This is a genomic window from Pararobbsia alpina, from assembly GCF_902859895.1.
Taxonomy (GTDB): Bacteria; Pseudomonadota; Gammaproteobacteria; order Burkholderiales; family Burkholderiaceae; genus Pararobbsia; species Pararobbsia alpina.
The window spans coordinates 53365-72410 of record NZ_CADIKM010000010.1 but is presented as its reverse complement, the minus strand read 5'-3'; the positions used below and the strand labels follow the sequence as shown (position 1 = coordinate 72410).

12 protein-coding genes and 1 pseudogene are annotated in these 19046 nt (G+C 64.4%); 3 read left to right on the top strand and 10 right to left on the bottom strand.

What is annotated here, in order from left to right:
• Positions 1–27: 27 nt before the first annotated feature.
• The gene (ptsP, locus tag HV670_RS12965; RefSeq protein WP_175105193.1) at positions 28–2742 is read left to right on the top strand and encodes a phosphoenolpyruvate--protein phosphotransferase; all 2715 of its coding nucleotides are present in this window, start codon (positions 28–30) and stop codon (positions 2740–2742) included.
• 202 nt (positions 2743–2944) lie between these two features.
• Entirely contained in the window at positions 2945–4696 is a 1752-nt protein-coding gene (gene nagE, locus HV670_RS12960; RefSeq protein ID WP_175105192.1) for an N-acetylglucosamine-specific PTS transporter subunit IIBC, read from the top strand.
• A 206-nt stretch (positions 4697–4902) separates the two neighbouring features.
• On the opposite strand, the pseudogene cydX reads toward nagE, so the two are convergent.
• The 5 genes and pseudogenes from cydX to rpoH form a co-directional block, all read right to left on the bottom strand.
• Positions 4903–4998, bottom strand: a pseudogene (gene cydX, locus HV670_RS32220) (cytochrome bd-I oxidase subunit CydX); the annotation flags it as partial.
• A 12-nt stretch (positions 4999–5010) separates the two neighbouring features.
• Positions 5011–6150, bottom strand: a complete 1140-nt coding sequence (cydB, locus tag HV670_RS12950; RefSeq protein WP_175105190.1) for a cytochrome d ubiquinol oxidase subunit II — start codon at positions 6148–6150, stop codon at positions 5011–5013.
• A gap of 87 nt (positions 6151–6237) precedes the next feature.
• Complete coding sequence (locus tag HV670_RS12945) at positions 6238–7803, bottom strand: cytochrome ubiquinol oxidase subunit I (protein ID WP_175105189.1); 1566 nt, start codon at positions 7801–7803, stop codon at positions 6238–6240.
• Positions 7793–8236, bottom strand: a complete 444-nt coding sequence (gene cydP, locus HV670_RS12940; protein ID WP_175105188.1) for a cytochrome oxidase putative small subunit CydP — start codon at positions 8234–8236, stop codon at positions 7793–7795. Before cydP ends, HV670_RS12945 begins: the two co-directional genes overlap by 11 nt.
• An 82-nt stretch (positions 8237–8318) precedes the next feature.
• Positions 8319–9242 (bottom strand): RNA polymerase sigma factor RpoH, encoded by a 924-nt coding sequence (rpoH, locus tag HV670_RS12935; RefSeq protein ID WP_425511419.1) that lies wholly within the window; start codon positions 9240–9242, stop codon positions 8319–8321.
• A gap of 283 nt (positions 9243–9525) precedes the next feature.
• On the opposite strand from rpoH, the gene HV670_RS12930 reads away from it, so the two are divergent.
• Positions 9526–9921, top strand: a complete 396-nt coding sequence (locus HV670_RS12930; RefSeq protein WP_175105187.1) for a nuclear transport factor 2 family protein — start codon at positions 9526–9528, stop codon at positions 9919–9921.
• Between the two features lie 135 nt (positions 9922–10056).
• Here HV670_RS12930 and leuA read toward each other — a convergent pair whose 3' ends face one another.
• From leuA to nirB, 5 genes are all read right to left on the bottom strand, one after another.
• The gene (leuA, locus tag HV670_RS12925; protein ID WP_175105186.1) at positions 10057–11724 is read right to left on the bottom strand and encodes a 2-isopropylmalate synthase; all 1668 of its coding nucleotides are present in this window, start codon (positions 11722–11724) and stop codon (positions 10057–10059) included.
• A gap of 444 nt (positions 11725–12168) precedes the next feature.
• Complete coding sequence (ybiB, locus tag HV670_RS12920) at positions 12169–13131, bottom strand: DNA-binding protein YbiB (protein ID WP_175105185.1); 963 nt, start codon at positions 13129–13131, stop codon at positions 12169–12171.
• A gap of 131 nt (positions 13132–13262) precedes the next feature.
• Positions 13263–16067, bottom strand: coding sequence for a nitrate reductase (locus HV670_RS12915; RefSeq protein WP_175105184.1), 2805 nt, complete (start codon positions 16065–16067; stop codon positions 13263–13265).
• A complete protein-coding gene (nirD, locus tag HV670_RS12910) occupies positions 16064–16456 on the bottom strand; it encodes a nitrite reductase small subunit NirD (RefSeq protein WP_175105183.1) in 393 nt (130 codons plus the stop codon). Before nirD ends, HV670_RS12915 begins: the two co-directional genes overlap by 4 nt.
• A 130-nt stretch (positions 16457–16586) precedes the next feature.
• Entirely contained in the window at positions 16587–19037 is a 2451-nt protein-coding gene (gene nirB, locus HV670_RS12905) for a nitrite reductase large subunit NirB (protein WP_175105182.1), read from the bottom strand.
• Positions 19038–19046 lie beyond the last annotated feature (9 nt).

The following is a 19046-nucleotide window of genomic DNA, read 5'->3' as shown; positions in this document are numbered from 1 at the left end:
CATGACATACGCCGAGGAGGCGTCGCAATGAATCGCCAGGATCACGAAATTGTATTGCTCGCGCCATTGACCGGCCCGGTGGTACCCATCGAGGACGTACCGGACCCCGTGTTCGCCGGCAAGCTGTTTGGCGACGGGATCGGCCTCGACCCGCTCGACAGCCTGCTCGTCGCACCCTGCGACGGCACGGTCTCGCATCTCGCGCGGACCGGCCATGCCGTGACGCTGACGACCGCTCAAGGGGCGGAATTGCTGCTGCATATCGGCATCGATACGGTTGAGCTCAAGGGAGAAGGTTTCACACCGAAGGTCAGCGAAGGCGAACGCGTCGTGGCCGGACAGCCGCTGATCGAATTCGACGCCGACTACATTGCACGGCGCGCGCACAGCCTCGTCACTGTCGTGGCCATTGCAAACGGCGACGCGTTCCAGATCGCCCGGCGCGGCAGCGGCCCGATGCAGGCGGGGCGCACCATGCTGCTGACGCTGGTGTCGAGCGGCAGTGCCGTCGTGAGCCACGGCGCGACCGATGCCGAGCGCTCGGCGGTGGCCGGCGCGGCAACGGCAGCTGCGGCGACAACCACCGCCTCCGGCGCATCGGCTGCCACCGCGTCGGCGGCAGCAGTCGCGATCTCTGCGGCGGCCTCGGCCGGCACCGTTGTCACCGAGCCGGCGCTCGCAGACACCACCTCGTCCACCGAGGCGCGTGCCGACGTCACGCTGGCACATAAGGGCGGCCTCCATGCACGGCCGGCCGCGCGTGCGCGCGAAGCCGCCCGCAAGTTCGCTTCGAAGGTCGAGCTCCACTACGGTGGGCGCCATGCGCCGCTGAACAGCATCGTGAGCTTGCTTGGCCTCGGCGCGGGCGAGGGCGCGCGCGTGACCGTGATCGCGACCGGCCACGACGCCGAAGCCGCGCTCGCAGCCGTGGTCGCCGAACTCGAACACGAGGCGCAGTCCGAGCGCGAGGAACTGCCGGCCGGCGCCATTTCGCCACCGCCGCCGCCGCGCGCGAACGGTGCGCCGGGCAGGCCGCTCGATCCGAACACCCTGGCAGGCGTCGCCGCCTCGTCGGGGGTCGGTGTCGGCACCCTGGTTCGATGGGACGACGCGGATCTCACCCCGCCCGAACTCGCGAGCGGGACCTCGTCCGCTGAAAGCCGCATGCTCGACAAGGCACTGGAGGCGGTCGACCAGGAACTCAAATCGACCGTGCACAACGCCTCGCAGCGCGGCGCGGTCGGCGAGGCCGGCATCTTCGCGGTGCACCGCGTGCTGCTCGAGGACCCGGCGCTTGTCGATGCGGCGCGCGATCTGATCAGCCTCGGCAAGAGCGCGGGCTTCGCGTGGCGCGAAGCCATCCGCACGCAGACCGCGATGCTCGGCCGGCTCGACGATGCGTTGCTCGCGGAACGGGCTGCCGATCTGCGCGATATCGAGAAGCGCGTGCTGCGCGCGCTCGGCCTGTCGAGCGCGACCCGCACGCGTACGCTGCCCGATGAAGCCGTGCTCGTAGCCGACGAATTCACGCCATCCGATCTTTCGGATCTCGACACCTCGCGCGTGACCGGGCTCGTGACCGCACGCGGTGGCGCGACTTCGCATGCGGCGATCATCGCGCGGCAGCTTGGCATTCCGGCGCTGGTCGCCGTCGGCGACGCGCTGCATGCGATTCCCGACGGCACGACGGTGGTCGTCGATGCGAGCGCGGGCCGCCTCGAATATGCGCCGACGACGCTCGATATCGACCGTGCCCGTACCGAGCGCGCGCGCCTTGCATCGGTCCGCGAATTCAATCGCAAGAGCGCTGCGCAGGCGGCCTCGACGAGCGATGGCCGGGCGATCGAAATCGCGGCCAATATCGCGACGGCCGGCGATGCACAGATCGCCGTCGACAACGGTGCCGACGCGGTTGGGCTGCTGCGCACCGAACTGCTGTTCATCCATCGCAAGCAGGCCCCGACCGTCGAGGAGCATCGCGACAGCTATCAGGCGATCGTCGGCGCGCTTCAGGGGCGCACCGCAATCATCCGCACGCTCGATGTCGGTGCCGACAAGGAAGTCGACTACCTGACCCTGCCGCCCGAACCGAACCCGGCGCTTGGCTTGCGCGGGATCCGTCTCGCGCAGGTACGCCCCGACCTCCTCGAAGACCAGTTGCGCGGCCTGCTCGCGGTGCAGCCCCATGGCGCCGTGCGCATCCTGCTGCCGATGGTGACCGATGCGGGCGAACTGATCCGCTTGCGCGCACGCATCGACGAGCTTCAACGCGAGGTCGGCCGCACCGAGCCGGTCGAGGTCGGCGTGATGATCGAGGTGCCGTCGGCCGCGCTGCTCGCCGACCAGCTCGCGCGTTACGCCGATTTCCTGTCGATCGGCACGAACGATCTGACTCAGTACACGCTTGCGATGGACCGCATGCAGGCCCAGCTCGCCGACCAGGCCGACGGCCTGCATCCGGCCGTGCTGCGCTTGATTGCAGCAACCGCGCAAGGGGCGGCGAAATATGGCCGCTGGGTGGGTGTGTGCGGTGCACTCGCGGGCGATCCGGTGGCGGTGCCGCTGCTGATCGGCCTTGGGGTGACCGAATTGTCCGTGGATCCGGTGTCGGTGCCTGGGATCAAGGCCCGTGTCCGTAAGCTGGACTATCAATTGTGCCGTCAGCGTGCTCAGGATGCTCTGGCGCTCGAGTCGGCACAGGCAGTAAGAGCAGTAAGCCGCGAGATCTGGCCGCTCGAATAGGAGAACCTGACGTGCCGGCCTGACCCTGTCTCGCCTGTCTGCTGCCCCGAACGTCGACGACGGGGCAGCAGATGCACGAGACACGGCAGGCCGGACGTGAGGGCGCCTGGAGGAGACAAAGCCGGCAGCTCGCAAAAGGGGAAGCGCGGTGCGGGAAGTGCACCAGCCAGTAAATCAACGACGAGAACTTCTGGAGAACTATATGGATACCAATCCATTTGCAAAGGTCCAGCGATTGGGGCGCGCCCTGATGCTGCCGGTTGCGGTGCTACCCGTAGCCGGGATTTTGTTGCGGCTTGGACAGCCTGATGTATTCAATATCCCGATGGTCGCGAATGCGGGCGACGCGATTTTCTCGAATCTCGCCTTGCTGTTTGCGATCGGCGTTGCCGTCGGTTTTGCGAAGGACAACAACGGGACCTCGGGTCTCGCAGGTGCGATCGGCTATCTCGTGCAGGTCGCCGTGCTCAAGTCGATCGATCCCAAGCTCGACATGGGCGTGCTTGGCGGGATCATCGACGGTATCGTCGCGGGCATGCTCTACAACCGGTACAAGGACATCAAGCTGCCCTCGTACCTGGCCTTCTTCGGGGGGCGACGTTTCGTGCCGATTGTCACAGGCTTCACCTGCCTGATACTCGGTGCGATCTTCGGTTTCGTGTGGCCGCCGGTCCAGGTGCTGATCTCGAACGTCGGCAACTGGATCGTGACCGCGGGCGCCTTGGGTGCGTTCGTGTACGGCGTGCTGAACCGGCTGCTGCTCGTGACCGGGCTGCATCACATCATCAACAGCCTCTGCTGGTTCGTATTCGGCAGCTTCACGGGCGCCGACGGCAAGGTGGTGACGGGCGACCTGCACCGCTTCTTCGCGGGTGATCCGACCGCGGGCGGCTTCATGGCGGGCTTCTTCCCGATCATGATGTTCGGCCTGCCGGGCGCATGCCTCGCGATGTACCACGCTGCGCCGAAGGGCCGCCGCGCGATCGTCGGTGGGCTGCTGCTGTCGATGGCGCTGACCTCGTTCCTGACGGGCGTGACCGAGCCGATCGAATACGCGTTCATGTTCCTCGCGCCGGTTCTGTACGCGATCCACGCGCTGCTCACGGGCCTGTCGCTCGCGATCTGCAGCGCGCTCGGCATCAAGCTCGGTTTCACCTTCTCTGCGGGTGCGATCGACTACGTGCTCAACTACGGTCTGTCGACCAAGGGCTGGGAAGCGATTCCGATCGGTATCGCCTACTTTTTCGTCTACTACGGCCTGTTCCGCTTCTTCATCAAGAAGCTCAACCTTGCGACGCCGGGTCGTGAGAGCGATGCCGAAATCGCGGCGGCGGAGGCTCCCTCGCCGGTCTTTGGCGGCAGTCTCGATGCGCCGGTCACGGCCAATACGCGTGCGGGCAAGTACATCGCCGCGCTCGGTGGTGCGGCCAACCTCACGGTCATCGATGCCTGCACGACACGTCTGCGCCTGAACGTCGTCGACAGCGATCTCGTGTCCGAGCCGGCCTTGAAGGCTGCGGGCGCACGCGCCTTGTTGCGTCAGGGCAAGACGACGGTGCAAGTGATCATCGGACCGGAAGCGGACTTGATCTCGGATGAAATTCGCCAGGAAGTCGCAAGCGGCGCGGGCCGTGTCGCCGCACCGGCTGCCGCCGCTGCCGCGGCACCCGTCGCGCCGGCCGACCTGGGCCCGCTCGATCCGGAGCCGACGCGCTGGCTTGCCGTGTTCGGCGGTGCAGGCAATGTCGCCGCGCTCGATGCGGTGGCAACCACGCGTTTGCGTGTCGTCGTGCGGGATGTCGAGGCAGTCGACCGCGCGCGTCTCGATACGCTCGATGTCGCATGGGTTGGCGCAGACACGTTCCATATCGTCGTGGGCAATGCCGCCCAGCGCTATGCACAAGTGCTCGGTGCGCGCCTGCCCGCGGGTGGGGCTGCGCCGCAACCCGCTTGACGCTTCGCGATGCAGCGAAGATGCAGGAGCAAGGTCGTTGCGGTGAAGCTGTCGTAACGAAGATGTTGCAGTATGCAGTGATGCAGTAGTAGTGAAGACATTGCGATAATTGGAAGGGCGGCCCGTGAAAAGGCCGCCCTCTTTTTTTATGCGGTCTTCCGCGCACCCGGCCCCAACGCTTCACGCGGCGGGGCCTGCCGATGCGCTGCCTGTCGATCCTCGCGTGCTTCGAACCACAGTGCGCCGATCACGCCCGCCGCGAGCGCGACACCTACCCCGAGAATCCAGCTGAAATACCACATCGTCGAGCTCCTTCAGTACATCACATGGGAATCGCGTTCAATCGTCTCCGCGCTGATCTTGCCGCGCAGCACCCGGTACACCCAGCCGGTGTAGACAAAGATCACCGGCACCAGCACGAGCTTGATGAACAGCATGATTTCGAGCGTGAGCCGGCTCGATGCCGCATCCCATAACGTCAGGCTGCTGCGCGGGTCGAGCGAGGACGGCATCACGAACGGAAACATCGCGCACGCCGCCGTCAGGATCACGCCGATGATCTGCAACCCCGTCGCGAGAAATGTCGCGATCCCGTTGCGCAGGCCGGCGCTCAAGCAGGCGATCAGGCCGGCGAGAGTCGTGACGAGGGGCGCAAGCAGCGTGACCGGGTAGCGGCCGTAGTTCGTGACCCAGAGTCCGGGCGCGGCGATCACTTCCTTGTTCAGCGGGTTAGCGACGCCGTTGCCGTCGACATGGCCGACGATCAGATAGCCGGGCACCCGCGTGAGCACGAAATACCCGCAGACGGCGAACAGCACGAGCGTGAGCAGCGTCGCGATGCGCAGCACAGGCTTGGCGCGCTGCGCGACGATGCCCTCGGTCTTGATCCGCAGAAACGCGGCGCCGTGCGCGACGAGCATCGACACGGCAAGCACGCCGCACAGCAGCGCGAACGGGTTGAGCAAGCCGAAGAAGCTGCCCGTGTAGGTCGAGCGAAGATCGCCGTCGAAGAAGAACGGCACACCCTGCAGCAGATTGCCGAACGCGATGCCGAACACCAGCGACGGCACCGCGCTGCCCGCGAACAAGGCCCAGTCCCAGGCACTGCGCCAGCGCGGGTTGTCGATCTTGCCGCGATAGTCGAAGCCGACCGGCCGCATGAAAAGCGCAAACAGCACGAGCAGCAGGGCGACGTAGAAGCTCGAGAACGATGTCGCATAGACCATCGGCCAGGCCGCGAAGCTCGCGCCGCCGAAGGTGATGAGCCAGGTCTGGTTGCCTTCCCAGGTCGGGCCGATCGCGTTGATGATCACGCGGCGCTCGGTGTCGGTCCGGCCGATGAAGGGCAGCAGGGTGCCGATGCCGAGATCGAAGCCGTCAGTCAGCGCGAAGCCGATCATCAGCAGGCCGAGTAGGCCCCACCAGACCAGCTTGAGGGTTTCATAGTCGAACATCGCGGTTCCTCATTGTCGGCGTTGAGCGTGGGCGAGCCTTGTGCTGCCTGTGTGATTCGTGCGACCGGCGCGTCTGGTCATCCGCGCTCATTGGACGGCCCGCGGTTCGTGGTGGTAACGGCCCGTGTGGAGGGAGGAAGGGCCGCGCCGCGCATACTTGAACATCAGGAACATCTCCACCACGAAGAGCACGGTGTAGAACAGCACGAAGCCGCCAAGGCTGAAATAGAGATCGTTCGGCGTGAGGGTCGACGCCGATGCGCTCGTCGGCAGGATGCCCGCGATGGTCCATGGCTGGCGTCCCATTTCCGCGGTGATCCAACCGAATTCGGCAGCCAGCCAGGGCAGCGGTATCGCGCAGACCGCCCAGCGCAGGAACCAGCGCGAGCGAGGTTTTTCGAGCTTGCCGCGCATCGATAGCCAGCATGCGAGCACGAATGTCAGGAGCAGCAGGATGCCGATTCCGACCATGATCCGGAACGAGAAGAATACCGGCGCAACTTTGGGAATTGACGACACTGCGGCTTGGGCGATCTGCGCATCGGTCGCGTCGACCACACGTGGCGCGATCGGGCGCAGCAATAGCGCATAGCCGAGATCTTGCTGATGCTTTTCGAAAGCGGCGCGCGCAGCCGCTGTGGGACTGCCGGATTTCATTTCCTGCAAGGCCGAATACGCGATGATCCCGCTGCGCACGCGCGCCTCGTTCGAATGGATGATGTCCTTGAGGCCGGTTACCTCGTCGTCGAACGAACGCGTCGCGATCAGGCCGAGCACGTAAGGAATCTTCACCGCATAGTCGGTCCGCTGTTCCTTCTGGTTCGGAATGCCGAACAGCGTGAACGAGGCCGGGGCGGGTGCTGTGTCCCATTCCGATTCAATCGCCGCGAGCTTGGCTTTCTGGACTTCGCCCGTCGTGTAGCCGGACTCGTCGCCGAGCACGATCACGCAGAGTGTCGAGGCAAGGCCAAAGGCGGAGGCGATCGCGCACGAGCGCAGCGCAAACGCGGTATCGCGCCGTTTGAGCAGATACCAGCATGAGACCCCGAACACGAACATCGAGGCAGTCACGTAACCGGCCGCCACGGTGTGCACGAATTTGACCTGCGCGACGGGGTTGAACATCACGTCGACCATGCTCGTGAGTTCCATGCGCATCGTCTGATAGTTGAATGCGGCGCCGACCGGATTGTTCATCCAGCCGTTTGCGATCAGTATCCACAACGCTGACAGATTCGAGCCGAGCGCGACGAGGAACGTCACCATCAGATGCTTGCCGCGCGAGAGCTTGTCCCAGCCGAAGAACATGAGGCCGACCATGGTCGACTCGAGGAAGAAGGCCATCATTCCTTCGACCGCGAGCGGCACCCCGAAGATATCGCCGACGTAGTGCGCGTAGTACGACCAGTTGGTGCCGAACTGGAATTCGAGCGTGATGCCGGTCGTGACTCCCATCGCGAAGTTGATCGCGAAGAGCTTGCCCCAGAAGCGCGTCATGTCCTTGTAGACGATCTTGCCGGTGATCACATAGCACGACTCCATGATCACGAGCAGCCACGCCAGGCCGACCGTCAGCGGGACGAACAGGAAATGGTAGAGCGCGGTCACGGCGAACTGCAGCCGCGAGAGCTCGACGACGTCGCTACTTAGCATGAGCGGCTCCTTGAGTGGACGCGGGGGTGTCGAGCAAGGCTCGGGCGACGTCGGCCGGGGGGAGATGCATGTGTTCGGCGGCGGGATGGCTGAAGAACAGTTCCTTGAGTGCGAAAAGCAGGGCGGCTTTCACGGCCAGTACCACAATCAGTTCGACCTTCAGGGAGCCGCCCCGGCGCGCACGGGAGAGTACGGAGAGAAGCTGGTTCATTGTCTTTTGGAATGCCGCTTCGACGTTAGGCGGACCGGAAAAGAGGGGAACCGGCTCCGCGCACGACAATTCCTGCAACGATTTTAGGAATCCGCTTAATTGCGTACCATGCGCCAGATTGTCGCAGGTAGGCGTCGCCGTCTTGACAGGCCCACGGGACAAGGAGGTGTCGTGTTGCGATGCGACAAAATGCCGCAGACGTGGACGAAAAAAAACCAGCATTGCCGTGAGGCCATGCTGGTTGTCTTGATCTGATCAGCGGTGCTGAGTCGAGAGACTCACCACTGCGGGGAGCCGCGGGGCGTCACACCTCTGCGGCAAGCGCTGTGCGCATCTTTTTCATCGCGCTGGCTTCGATCTGGCGGATCCGTTCGGCGGATACGCTGAATTCGGCGGCAAGATCGTGCAGGGTCGCGCCGCCCGTGCCGTCGTCCGACACATGGAGCCAGCGGGCTTCGATGATGCGGCGGCTGCGCTCGTCGAGCGATCCGAGTGCCGATGCGAGGCCGTCCGACTGCAGATGGTCGAACTGACGCGCGGCGATCACCTCGGTCGGCTCCTGGCGCGTGTCGGACAGATAGGCGATCGGCGCGTAGCTTTCCTCGCCATCGTCGACCTGGCCTTCGAGCGCGATATCGCCGCCGTACAGACGTGTTTCCATCTCGACGACTTCTTCGCGCTTGACGTTGAGTTCCTTCGCCAGACCGTCGATCTCATCCTGCGAGAAGGCCTGCGGGCCCTGCTTGTGGCTGCGCAGGTTGAAAAACAGCTTGCGCTGGGCCTTGGTTGTCGCAACTTTCACCATGCGCCAGTTACGCAGCACATATTCGTGAATCTCGGCCTTGATCCAGTGCATCGCATACGACACCAGGCGTACGTTCTGTTCGGGATCAAAGCGCTTGACCGCCTTCATGAGGCCGATATTGCCTTCCTGGATCAGATCGGCATGCGGCAGGCCATAGCCCAGGTAGTTGCGCGCGATCGACACCACAAGCCGCAGATGCGACAACACCAGGCGGCGCGCCGAACCGAGGTCACCGCGTTCGCGATAGTCGGCTGCCAGCTGCTTTTCTTCACCCGGCGTCAACATCGGAATCCGGTTGACCGACTGGATATACGCGTCGATATTGCCAAGCTGACCCGGCAACATCGCGTTCCCGGCCAGCGCAAGGGCGCCGGTAGGTGCGGTGGAACGGTTTGCTTTCGGAAAAGTCGTGGCAGTGCTCACTCGGTAAGCTCCTTAAAGGCATCGGTTTCCATCTTAGCACTCTCCAAATTAGAGTGCTAAGTGTTAGAGGAGGTTAGCACGTAAGGGTTCCCGTGTACCTATCAAAGCTTGGATGATGATAGTCATCTAAATGGGTAGACCTGCACGGTTCCCCCGGGTTCCGCGGAGATTTCGCGTCTGTTGCTTGGCGGCTCGAATTTCGACACACATAGGATACGGAGGCCAACGTGGTGTAAATTTCAGCGAATCGATCGGGTGCATTTCCCAGGCGGCGAGGTTCCGGATGGCGGCAAAATTCAACGATTCCATCGTGAATAAGGTCAAGGAGCTTGAACGCGAGCGGTTCCGGGCCATGGTGGACGCGGACGGCGAGCAGCTCGAGGCCCTCCTGTCCGACAACGTCAGCTATATCCATACCAACGGCAAGCGCGAGAACAAGGCACAGCTGCTCGCGGCGATTACGAACGGCAAGCGCCGCTACCGGCAGATCGAAGTCCAGACACAGGACATTCTGCTCGCGCGCGAAGATACCTGCATCGTGACCGGCCGTGCGCTCGTCGAGCTCGAGGCGAACAGCGGCGTCTTGCTGTTTCTGATTGCCTACACGGCGATTCAGGTCCACGAGAAGGCTGGCTGGCGGCTCGCGGCGTGGCAGGCGACGCGCTGCGCGACGGACTGAGCGCCACCCGCGCCGGCACGTTCAGGCAGGGTGAACCGCACAGTTCGGGCGCGGTTCGGACTATGTCGCTGTTTTACGCATTGCCTCGACGGTTCCCAGTCGGCATCTGGCCTACCTTTCCGCCAAGGCCGCGAATCAAGCAAATTCAAGCGCGGCCTGTTCGTCCGGGGCCGTTACGCCGATGCCCCGATTGACCGATGCCATTACCGCATCGATTACGGCCATCTCCTTCGATTCCCGGATCGCAGCACCGTAGCAATGAATGCCGGCCTGGCCCACTTCGCCCGCCGCGCCGATCCGAACGCCGACAAATACGGCGACCTTGCCCTCTGCCGTGCGCTGCTCTTCGATATCGACCACCACGATGGACCGTCCGATCGCCTTCGCGATGCTCGCGGCGTACTGTGCCGCGTCGGCGCCAGCCGGCGGCGTCGGGAAACTGCGCCCATTGCAGCTCAGCGTATCGGCCGTGGCGCGTGCGAGGGGCCCCTTCGCGTCGAAATAAGTCTTGCGGAACAACTCGCAGATGCCCTGCGGCGTGACTTCGACGCCCGAGCGGTCAGCGACGCCCTGTACGATCCGGCTGAATTCGATCTGCATGCGCCGCGGCGGCGTGGCGCCGATCCCGCGCTCGAGCAGCCAGGTCGTGCCGCCCTTGCCAGACTGGCTGTTCACGCGGATTACCGCATCGTAGTTGCGGCCGACATCGGCCGGATCGATCGGGAGATAGGGGACTTCCCATATCGCGTCGGCACGCTGCTGGGCGAGGCCCTTGCGGATCGCGTCCTGATGCGAACCCGAAAATGCCGTGAATACGAGGTCTCCCGCATACGGATGACGCGGATGCACGGGCAACTGGTTGCAGCGCTCCACGGTGCGGCGCACGGCGTCGATGTCCGAAAAATCGAGGCCCGGCGAGATGCCCTGGGTATAGAGGTTCATCGCGAGCGTCACGAGGTCGACGTTTCCGGTGCGTTCACCGTTGCCGAACAGGCAGCCCTCGATGCGGTCCGCACCGGCGAGCAATGCCATTTCGGCGGCGGCGACCGCCGTGCCGCGGTCGTTGTGCGGATGGACCGACAGCACGATGCTGTCGCGAAATGCCATATTGCGGTCCATCCATTCGACCTGGTCGGCGAACACATTGGGCATGGCTGCCTCGACCGTGGCCGGCAGATTGACGATCATTTTGTGTGCGGGCGTTGGCTGCCAGACACCGGCGACCGCATCGCAGACTTCGCGCGCAAAACCCAGTTCGGTCATGCTGAAGGTCTCCGGCGAGTACTGGTATGTCCATTCGGTTTGCGGCCGCGCCGCAGCCATCTGCTTGATGAGTCGCGTGCCTTCGACCGCAAGTGCCTTGACCTCGTCCTTGCCGAGTCCGAACACGATCTTGCGGAACGACGGCGCAATCGCGTTGTAGAGGTGAACGATTGCGCGGGGTACTCCATCGAGCGATTCGAATGTGCGTTCGATCAGCTCGGCGCGCGATTGCGTGAGCACTTCAATCGTCACGTCGTCCGGAATCCGGTTCTCCTCGATCAGGCGGCGCACGAAGTCGAATTCGGTCTGGGAGGCAGACGGAAAGCCGACTTCGATCTGCTTGAAGCCGATGCGGACCAACATCTCGAAGAATTCGATCTTTGTGTCGATGCTCATCGGATCGATCAGCGACTGGTTGCCGTCGCGCAAGTCGGTGCTCATCCAGATCGGCGCCTGGGTGATCGTGCGCGAGGGCCATCGGCGGCCGTTCAACGCTACGGCTGGAAACGGTTGGTACTTGGTGGACGGATTCTTGAGCATGTTCGCCTCGAAAGCGGGGGGATTCAAAGGATGTGGCGTGAGGCGAACGGAATTGCCACAGGGCGCGCGTTCCGTCAGCCGATCGGTAGCGGTAGCGGTAGAGCGAGATCGAGATGGGCGGTGCGGAACATCGTCTTTTCCGGGGCTGGACGCGGATTGGCGGCCAAGGTTTCGAAATGGTGAGCTCGGCGGGCGGATAGCCTCGGGCCGTCTGTGAACCACTTCACCTGAAAACGGGGAGAAACAGAAACTGCTGAGCGCTTACGCGCAGGGCCTTACGCTAGCGCCGGTAGGAGGCGTAGCGCTAGCCGCTGCGATAGCAGGCGGGCAATGCGGAGGGTGGAAGGTGCGGTCGATTGCATAGAGGCAAATATAGGCGGACGGTCTGAGGCGTGTCAACAGGAAACTCAAAGCTGAAATTCAAGTGAAAGCTCAGGCTGAAATTCAAGCCGAAACCTCCGGATGCGCGGCAAGCCGCTTGATGGTCTCGACCTGTCGTTCGATTTCAGGCGGCGTGGGCACCTGTCCCGACAGGGCGGCCTCGATCCAGCGAGCGGTAGCATCGGCGTCGCGTTCCGGCAGGGCGGGCGCGGGCGTATCCGGATCCCGGCGCTCGGGTTCGACGATCGTTTCGACGAGGCCATCGTGCAGCCAGTCGATCTGGACCTGTCGCCGCGTGTCGGCGACGGCCTCGCCTTCGGTGCCGCGCGCGAGCAACGCGCCGCCGGCGCCAATCTCCGGATGATCGCTGAAAAGGCTCGACAGGCTGTCGCGGTAGGCCGGGTGCGTGTAGTTCACGAGGCGCAGACCCGGTTCGCGAAACGGTTGCAGCAGTTTGACAAGTGTGTGCGTCGAATTGCGCACGCCGAGCACCCGGCGCAATGACAACAGCCGTGCGAGCTGCGGCGACAAGGTCGCGATCGGTGCGAAAGCGATCTTCGCGCGATCAAGCGAGGCGTCGATATCGGCCATGCTGGCCGCGGCCGGTACGCCGAGGCGGGCGAAGATCTCCGCGCTGGTCACGCGGCCCGGATCCTCGGTCACGCCGTGCACGAGCACCGGCACACCTTCGTGCGCGAGCCGCATGGCGAGCAGTGGCGTGAGGTTGGCCTGTTTGCGCGCGCCGTTGTAGCTCGGGATCGAGACGCCGCGATGCGCGCCCGCGGGGGTGCGCAGCAACTCGAGCGTCTCATGGGCGGCCGCCAGCATGCCGGAGAGTTCGGCTGGCGTTTCGCCCTTGAGCCGGTAGGCGAGCAGCACGGCGCCGAGTTCGACATCCGTGACGCGGCCGTCGAGCATCGCCGAATAGAGATCGTGCGCGTCCTCGCGCGACAGCGGCCGTGCGCCGTTGGGGCCACGCCCGATTTCCTTGATGAAGCGTGCGCAGGAGAACGTCAATTCAGTCATCGCGTATTCTGGAGAAGGCTCGATCCACATTATCGCCTGCCGGCGTCAGGGCCGTGGTGTACGACCCTGCGATAGGTCCGTATCGCAGCGATGGTGCACCGATGGTGACCCCGAACCCCCGGCATTCCGAGCTAAGCTGCTTGAACAGCCCGCGTCGACCCGACGAGCCGCTTGAGTTCCGGAATGCACGATCCGCATTGCGTGCCGCATTTGAGCCGCTGCCTGAGGGTTTCGAGACGCGCGGCCGGGTCGGCCGAAGCGGGCTGTGCGCCGAGCAGGTCGACGATTTCTCGCTCGCCAACGGCGACGCAGTTGCAGACCGTCTTGCCGCGCGGCGCGATGTTCTCCGTCGGCGGGATGCTCGACGACACGAGCAGCCGGCGACCGAGCCCGTCCACCGGCGTCGCCGTGTCGAGGTACTCACGCAGCCAGCCCGCGGCCGAGATGTCTCCTGCGAGCGAGACTGCCCGCAACACGCCGTCCTCGACCCGCAGCCGTCGCACCGTACCGCGCCGCGTGTCCTTGTAGAAGAGCACATCCGGCGCTCCGGCGACGATCCCAAAGTGGGCTTCAATCTCCTGCTGGAGATCGATCTCCGCAGGATCGTACGCGGCTGCGCGCCAAGACAGACCGACCTGGCTGCCGGCCGCGAACGGCACGCAGCTCGCAAACGGAAACCGCGCGAGGTAGGCCCGCATCGTCTGCTGCAGCATGAGCGCGCGTTCCGTGGGCAGCAAGGCGAACACGGTCCATTGCCAGCTCAGTTCGGCCTTCATGATCCGGATCGCCGCATGCTTGAGCTCGGGCTGCCTGGACACCGGATCGTACACACCGGTCGTCAGCGAATTCACGCCATGCGCGACGCGTCCGCCGGGCTGCCCGCCGAGGAATTCCTCTCCCCAATGCATCGCGACGAAGGCTTGCCCCGGCTGCATGGCCTCGCTCGACTTCACGGGCATGACGATGCTGCCGCGGCGCGAGGTCAGGTGCGCGAGCGCCCCCTCGTCGAGCCCCAGCCGTTCGATATCGCGCGCGTTGAGCTCGACGCAGGGTTCTGGCATGTGCGAGAACAGCTTCTCGACCGTGCCAGTGCGGCTCATGCCATGCCACTGGTCGCGCAGGCGGCCGGTCGTCAGCGCGAACGGATGCCGCGCATCGACCGCTTCTGCAACGGGCTGGTAGCTGACGTTCGCGAAGCGGGCGCGGCCGTCGCGCGTAGCGAAGCGGTGGTCAAGATAAAGTCGCTCAGTCGCTCCTGCCGCGCCGGCCGGATAAGGCCATTGTTGCGGGCCTTGCGCCTCGAGTAGTGCATAGGAAAGCCCCCCGATATCGAGATCGCGGCCGATGGTGGTCGCCCGATGCTCGTTCCAGACTGCTTCTGGTGTTCGATAGGAAAACAGGCTCGGCTGCGCGGGACGCAGTTGCGCCTCGAGCCGCCGGGCCACGTCGACGGCGATCCGCCAGTCGTCGCGCGCTTCGCCATACGGCGCACGCGCCGCGCGCACGCGTGAAATGCGGCGCTCGGAATTTGTCACGGTCCCTTCTTTTTCGCCCCAGGTCGTAGCGGGCAGCAGGACGTCCGCGAAAGGTGCAGTCGCGGTATTCGCATACGCGTCCTGCAGTACGACGAATTCCGCCCGTTTGAGCGCTTGGCGCACGAGCGACTGGTTGGGCATCGACTGCGCGGGATTCGTGCAGACGATCCAGACCGCCTTGAGCGAGCCGTCAGCCAGCGAGTCGAACATCTCGACCGCGGTCTTGCCCGCCGTCGCGGGAAGCGCGTCGACGCCCCACAAGCGGGCGATCTCGTCGCGATCGGCCGCGCTGTTGATGTCGCGATGGCCCGATAACATTGTCGCCATGCCGCCGACCTCGCGTCCGCCCATTGCGTTTGGCTGCCCCGTCAGCGAGAACGGGCCGGCGCCGCGCTTGCCGATCTGTGCGCTCGCCAGATGCAGATTGATCAGCGCGGCGTTCTTCGCGCTCCCCGACGCGGACTGGTTCAGGCCTTGGCAATAGAGCGAAAGTGTGGGCCCGGTGGCGAACCAGCGCGCGGCCGTGACGATATCGTCGGTCGGCACGCCGCACAGCCCGCTCGCGATGGCGGGCGTCATGTCGCGGACCGTATCGCGCAGCGCATCGAAGCCTTCGGTGTGCGCCTCGATGAATGAGCGATCGACAAGACCCTCCCAGAGCATCACATGCAACATCGCATGGAATAGCGCGATATCAGTGCCGGGCGCGATCGGCAGATGGAGTGTCGCATCGCTCGCCGAGTCGGTGCGGCGCGGATCGGCGACGATCACGCGCATGGCGGGGTTCGCCGCGCGTGCATCCTCGAGCCGCCGGTAAAGGATCGGATGCGCGAAGGCCGGGTTGGCTCCCGCGATGAACACCGTGCCCGCATGATCGAGATCGTCATAGCTGCACGGCGGCGCATCGGCGCCGAGCGTGAGCTTGTAGCCCGACACCGCGGAGCTCATGCAGAGTCGCGAATTCGAATCGATATTGTTCGTGCCGAGCAAGCCCTTTGCGAGCTTGTTGAACACGTAGTAATCCTCAGTCAGCAACTGGCCCGAAATATACAGGCCCACCGAATCGGAACCGTGTTTGCGCACGATCTCGGCGAACCGCCCCGCGACATGCGCGAGCGCTTCGTCCCAGCTGATGCGGCGCCGCTGCTCGCCGCGTTCGATGCGCATTTCGGGGTGCGCCGCGCGAGTCTGCTCATAGCGATGTCCGGTCGCGCTCAAATGAAGCGACGCACCTTTCGAGCACAAGCGGCCGAAATTCGCGGGATGGTCGGGGTCCCCGCGCACGCCGGTGATCTCGCGCGCGCCGCGAGCCGTCTCCTGTGTCTCGACGATCACGCCGCAGCCCACGCCGCAATAGCAGCAGGTGCTGCGAACTTCGCCGGGCCGCAGCGGCGTCATCATGCGCGTCGGGTCTCGAACGAAATGGGCTGCGGTGCGCCCGCCCCGTCGTCGATCCCGATCGATGCGACTTCGCTGCGTTTCAGGTAGATCGCCTGCCCGTCGCGCCGGATGGCGAAGATCGCCGCACAGCCTTCGTCGGGCGCCTGCACGAGGCCGCTGTCCAGCGAAATCGCGAAGCTGTGCAGCGGGCAGGTCACCTGGTCGCCATGGACAATCCCCTGCGACAGCGGGCCGCCCTTGTGCGGGCAGCGATCAAGCAGGGCAAATACATTGTCGGCCGCATTGCGGAACACGGCGATCGGCAATCCATGGGCACGCTCGACCACGCGCGCGCCGAGTGCGGGGATATCGTCTGCCTCGCAGACATACAGCCATTCACTGACAGTCATGATTGTTCCTTGCGCGCATGGTTTCATTACGCCGCGCTCGTGCAACTTCCTTTTCGACTTGCACGGCTTCCACGGCCTCTACCGCTCGTACCTGGTGTACGTTTCGCATGATTCGCACGATTCGTTTCCCCTATTCGGCAGTAAGCGAAAGCGGCGCGAACTGCCGCAAGTCCAGCTTGGCCTCGACAGGCTGGTGCCACGGATCGGGCTCGTCCTTGAGCGTGAACTGAAGTCGCTCCCAAAGTGCGCGGCGGTTGTCGGCATCGTCGAGCACCTTCTTCTTCACGTACTCGAGACCGACACGGCTCACGTAGTGCACGGTCCGCTCGAGATAAAAGCCTTCCTCGCGATAGAGTTGCAGGAACGCCCCCGCGTATTCGAGTACCTCCTCGTGCGTGCGGACTTTCACGAAGAAGTGCGCGACCTCGGTCTTGATGCCGCCGTTGCCGGCGACGTAGAGTTCCCAGCCCGAATCCACGCCGATCACGCCGACGTCCTTGATGCCCGATTCCGCGCAGTTGCGCGGGCAGCCCGACACGGCGAGCTTGACCTTGTGAGGTGCGTACATGCGCCACAGTGCGCGTTCGAGCTGCTTGCCCATCAAGGTCGAATCCTGCGTGCCGAAGCGGCACCATTCGGAGCCGACACAGGTCTTCACGGTGCGCAGCGCCTTTGCATAGCCGTGACCGCTCGGCATGCCGAGGTCCTTCCAGACGGCCTGGAGATCCTGCTTCTTGACGCCTAGCAGGTCGATGCGCTGGCTGCCTGTCACCTTGACGGTCGGGATCTGGTATTTGTCGACAACGTCGGCGATCCGGCGCAGTTCACTCGAGTTCGTTTCGCCGGCCCACATGCGCGGGATCACCGAGAAGGTGCCGTCCTTCTGGATGTTCGCGTGCGCGCGCTCGTTGATGAAACGCGACTGCGGGTCGTCCTCGACCTCGTGCGGCCAGGTGCTCAGCAGGTAGTAATTGAGCGCCGGGCGGCAGCTTGCGCAGCCGTTCGGCGTGCGCCATTCGAGAAAGCGCTGGACCGCGGGAATCGACAGCAGTTTGTGCTCGCGGATCGCCTGTCGTACTTCGGCATGCGTACGGTCAGTGCAGCCACACATCGGCTTAGCTTTCGGAGAAGCCGAGTAATCACCGCCGAGCGTGTTCATGAGGATCTGTTCCACGAGTCCCGTGCACGAACCGCACGAAGCCGCAGCCTTGGTATGCTTGCGCACTTCCTCGAGGGTGAACAGGCCCTTGCCCTTGATCGCGTTGACGATCGTCCCCTTGCAGACACCGTTGCAGCCGCAGACTTCCGCCTCGGGTGCCATCGACATCGCCCGGCTCTCACCGCTGTGGCCGGTATCGCCGAGGCTCGATTCGCCAAACATCAGGGTGTCGCGAATGTCGGCGATATTGCGGCCCTCGCGCAACAGCCGGAAATACCAGGCGCCGTCGGCGGTATCGCCATAGAGGCAGGCACCGACGAGCTTGTCGTCCTTGATCACGAGCTTCTTGTAGATGCCGCTGAGCGGGTCCGACAAGGTGATGTCCTCGGTGCCTTCACCGCCGGTGAAGTTGCCCGCCGAGAACAGGTCGATGCCCGTGACCTTGAGCTTGGTCCAGGTCACCGAGCCCACGTACCGGCCGATGCCGAAATGCGCGAGATGATTCGCCGCGACCTTGGCCTGTTCGAACAGGGGGGCGACGAGGCCATAGGCGATGCCGCGATGGCTGACGCATTCGCCTACCGCGTAGATTCGCGGATCGAAGGTCTGCATCGTGTCGTTGACAACGATGCCGCGATCGCAGTGCAGGCCCGCGCTCTGCGCGAGCGACGTGTTCGGGCGGATGCCGACCGCCATCACGACGATGTCGGCCGGGACTTCGGAACCGTCCTTGAAGCGCACCGCGCGCACGCGGCCCGCCGTGCCGTCAGCCGAGTCGCCGATCAGCGCCTCGGTCTGCGTTTCCATTTTGAACGTGAGGCCGCGCGCTTCGAGCGACTTGCGCAGCAGCGTGCCCGCATTGCGATCGAACTGGCGTTCGAGCAGGGAGTCGGCCAGGTGCACGACGCTCACTTCCATGCCGCGGACCTTGAGACCGTTGGCCGCTTCGAGACCGAGCAGGCCGCCGCCGATCACGACAGCGTGCTTGTGGGTCGTGGCTGCATCGATCATCGCTTGCGTGTCGGCGATATCGCGATAGCCGACTACGCCTTCGAGGTCCTTGCCGGGTATCGGCAGGATGAACGGATTCGAGCCGGTTGCGAGCAGCAGCCGGTCGTAGTGCGCAGTCGTGCCGTCGCTTGCCGTGACGATCCGGCGCGCGCGGTTGATGCTGACGATCTGTTTACCGGTATGCAGCGTGATGTTGTGTTCGGCATACCAGTCATAGCTGTTGAGAATGATCTGGTCGATCGTCTGTTCACCCGCCAGCACCGGCGAGAGCAGGATCCGGTTGTAGTTCGGATGCGGCTCCGCGCCGAACACCGTGATCTCGTAGAGATCCGGCGCGTGCTTGAGCAGTTCCTCGAGGGTGCGCACGCCGGCCATGCCATTGCCGACCATCACCAGTTTTTGCTTGGTCATCACTGTGTT

Bases quoted from the DNA above. Each gene is read 5' to 3' on its own strand.
- ptsP (WP_175105193.1), top strand. From the start codon at position 28: ATGAATCGCCAGGATCACGAAATTGTATTGCTCGCGCCATTGACCGGC.
- nagE (WP_175105192.1), top strand. From the start codon at position 2,945: ATGGATACCAATCCATTTGCAAAGGTCCAGCGATTGGGGCGCGCCCTG.
- cydB (WP_175105190.1), bottom strand. From the start codon at position 6,150: ATGTTCGACTATGAAACCCTCAAGCTGGTCTGGTGGGGCCTACTCGGC.
- HV670_RS12945 (WP_175105189.1), bottom strand. From the start codon at position 7,803: ATGCTAAGTAGCGACGTCGTCGAGCTCTCGCGGCTGCAGTTCGCCGTG.
- cydP (WP_175105188.1), bottom strand. From the start codon at position 8,236: ATGCTGGTTTTTTTTCGTCCACGTCTGCGGCATTTTGTCGCATCGCAA.
- HV670_RS12930 (WP_175105187.1), top strand. From the start codon at position 9,526: ATGGCGGCAAAATTCAACGATTCCATCGTGAATAAGGTCAAGGAGCTT.
- leuA (WP_175105186.1), bottom strand. From the start codon at position 11,724: ATGCTCAAGAATCCGTCCACCAAGTACCAACCGTTTCCAGCCGTAGCG.
- ybiB (WP_175105185.1), bottom strand. From the start codon at position 13,131: ATGACTGAATTGACGTTCTCCTGCGCACGCTTCATCAAGGAAATCGGG.
- HV670_RS12915 (WP_175105184.1), bottom strand. From the start codon at position 16,067: ATGATGACGCCGCTGCGGCCCGGCGAAGTTCGCAGCACCTGCTGCTAT.
- nirD (WP_175105183.1), bottom strand. From the start codon at position 16,456: ATGACTGTCAGTGAATGGCTGTATGTCTGCGAGGCAGACGATATCCCC.
- nirB (WP_175105182.1), bottom strand. From the start codon at position 19,037: ATGACCAAGCAAAAACTGGTGATGGTCGGCAATGGCATGGCCGGCGTG.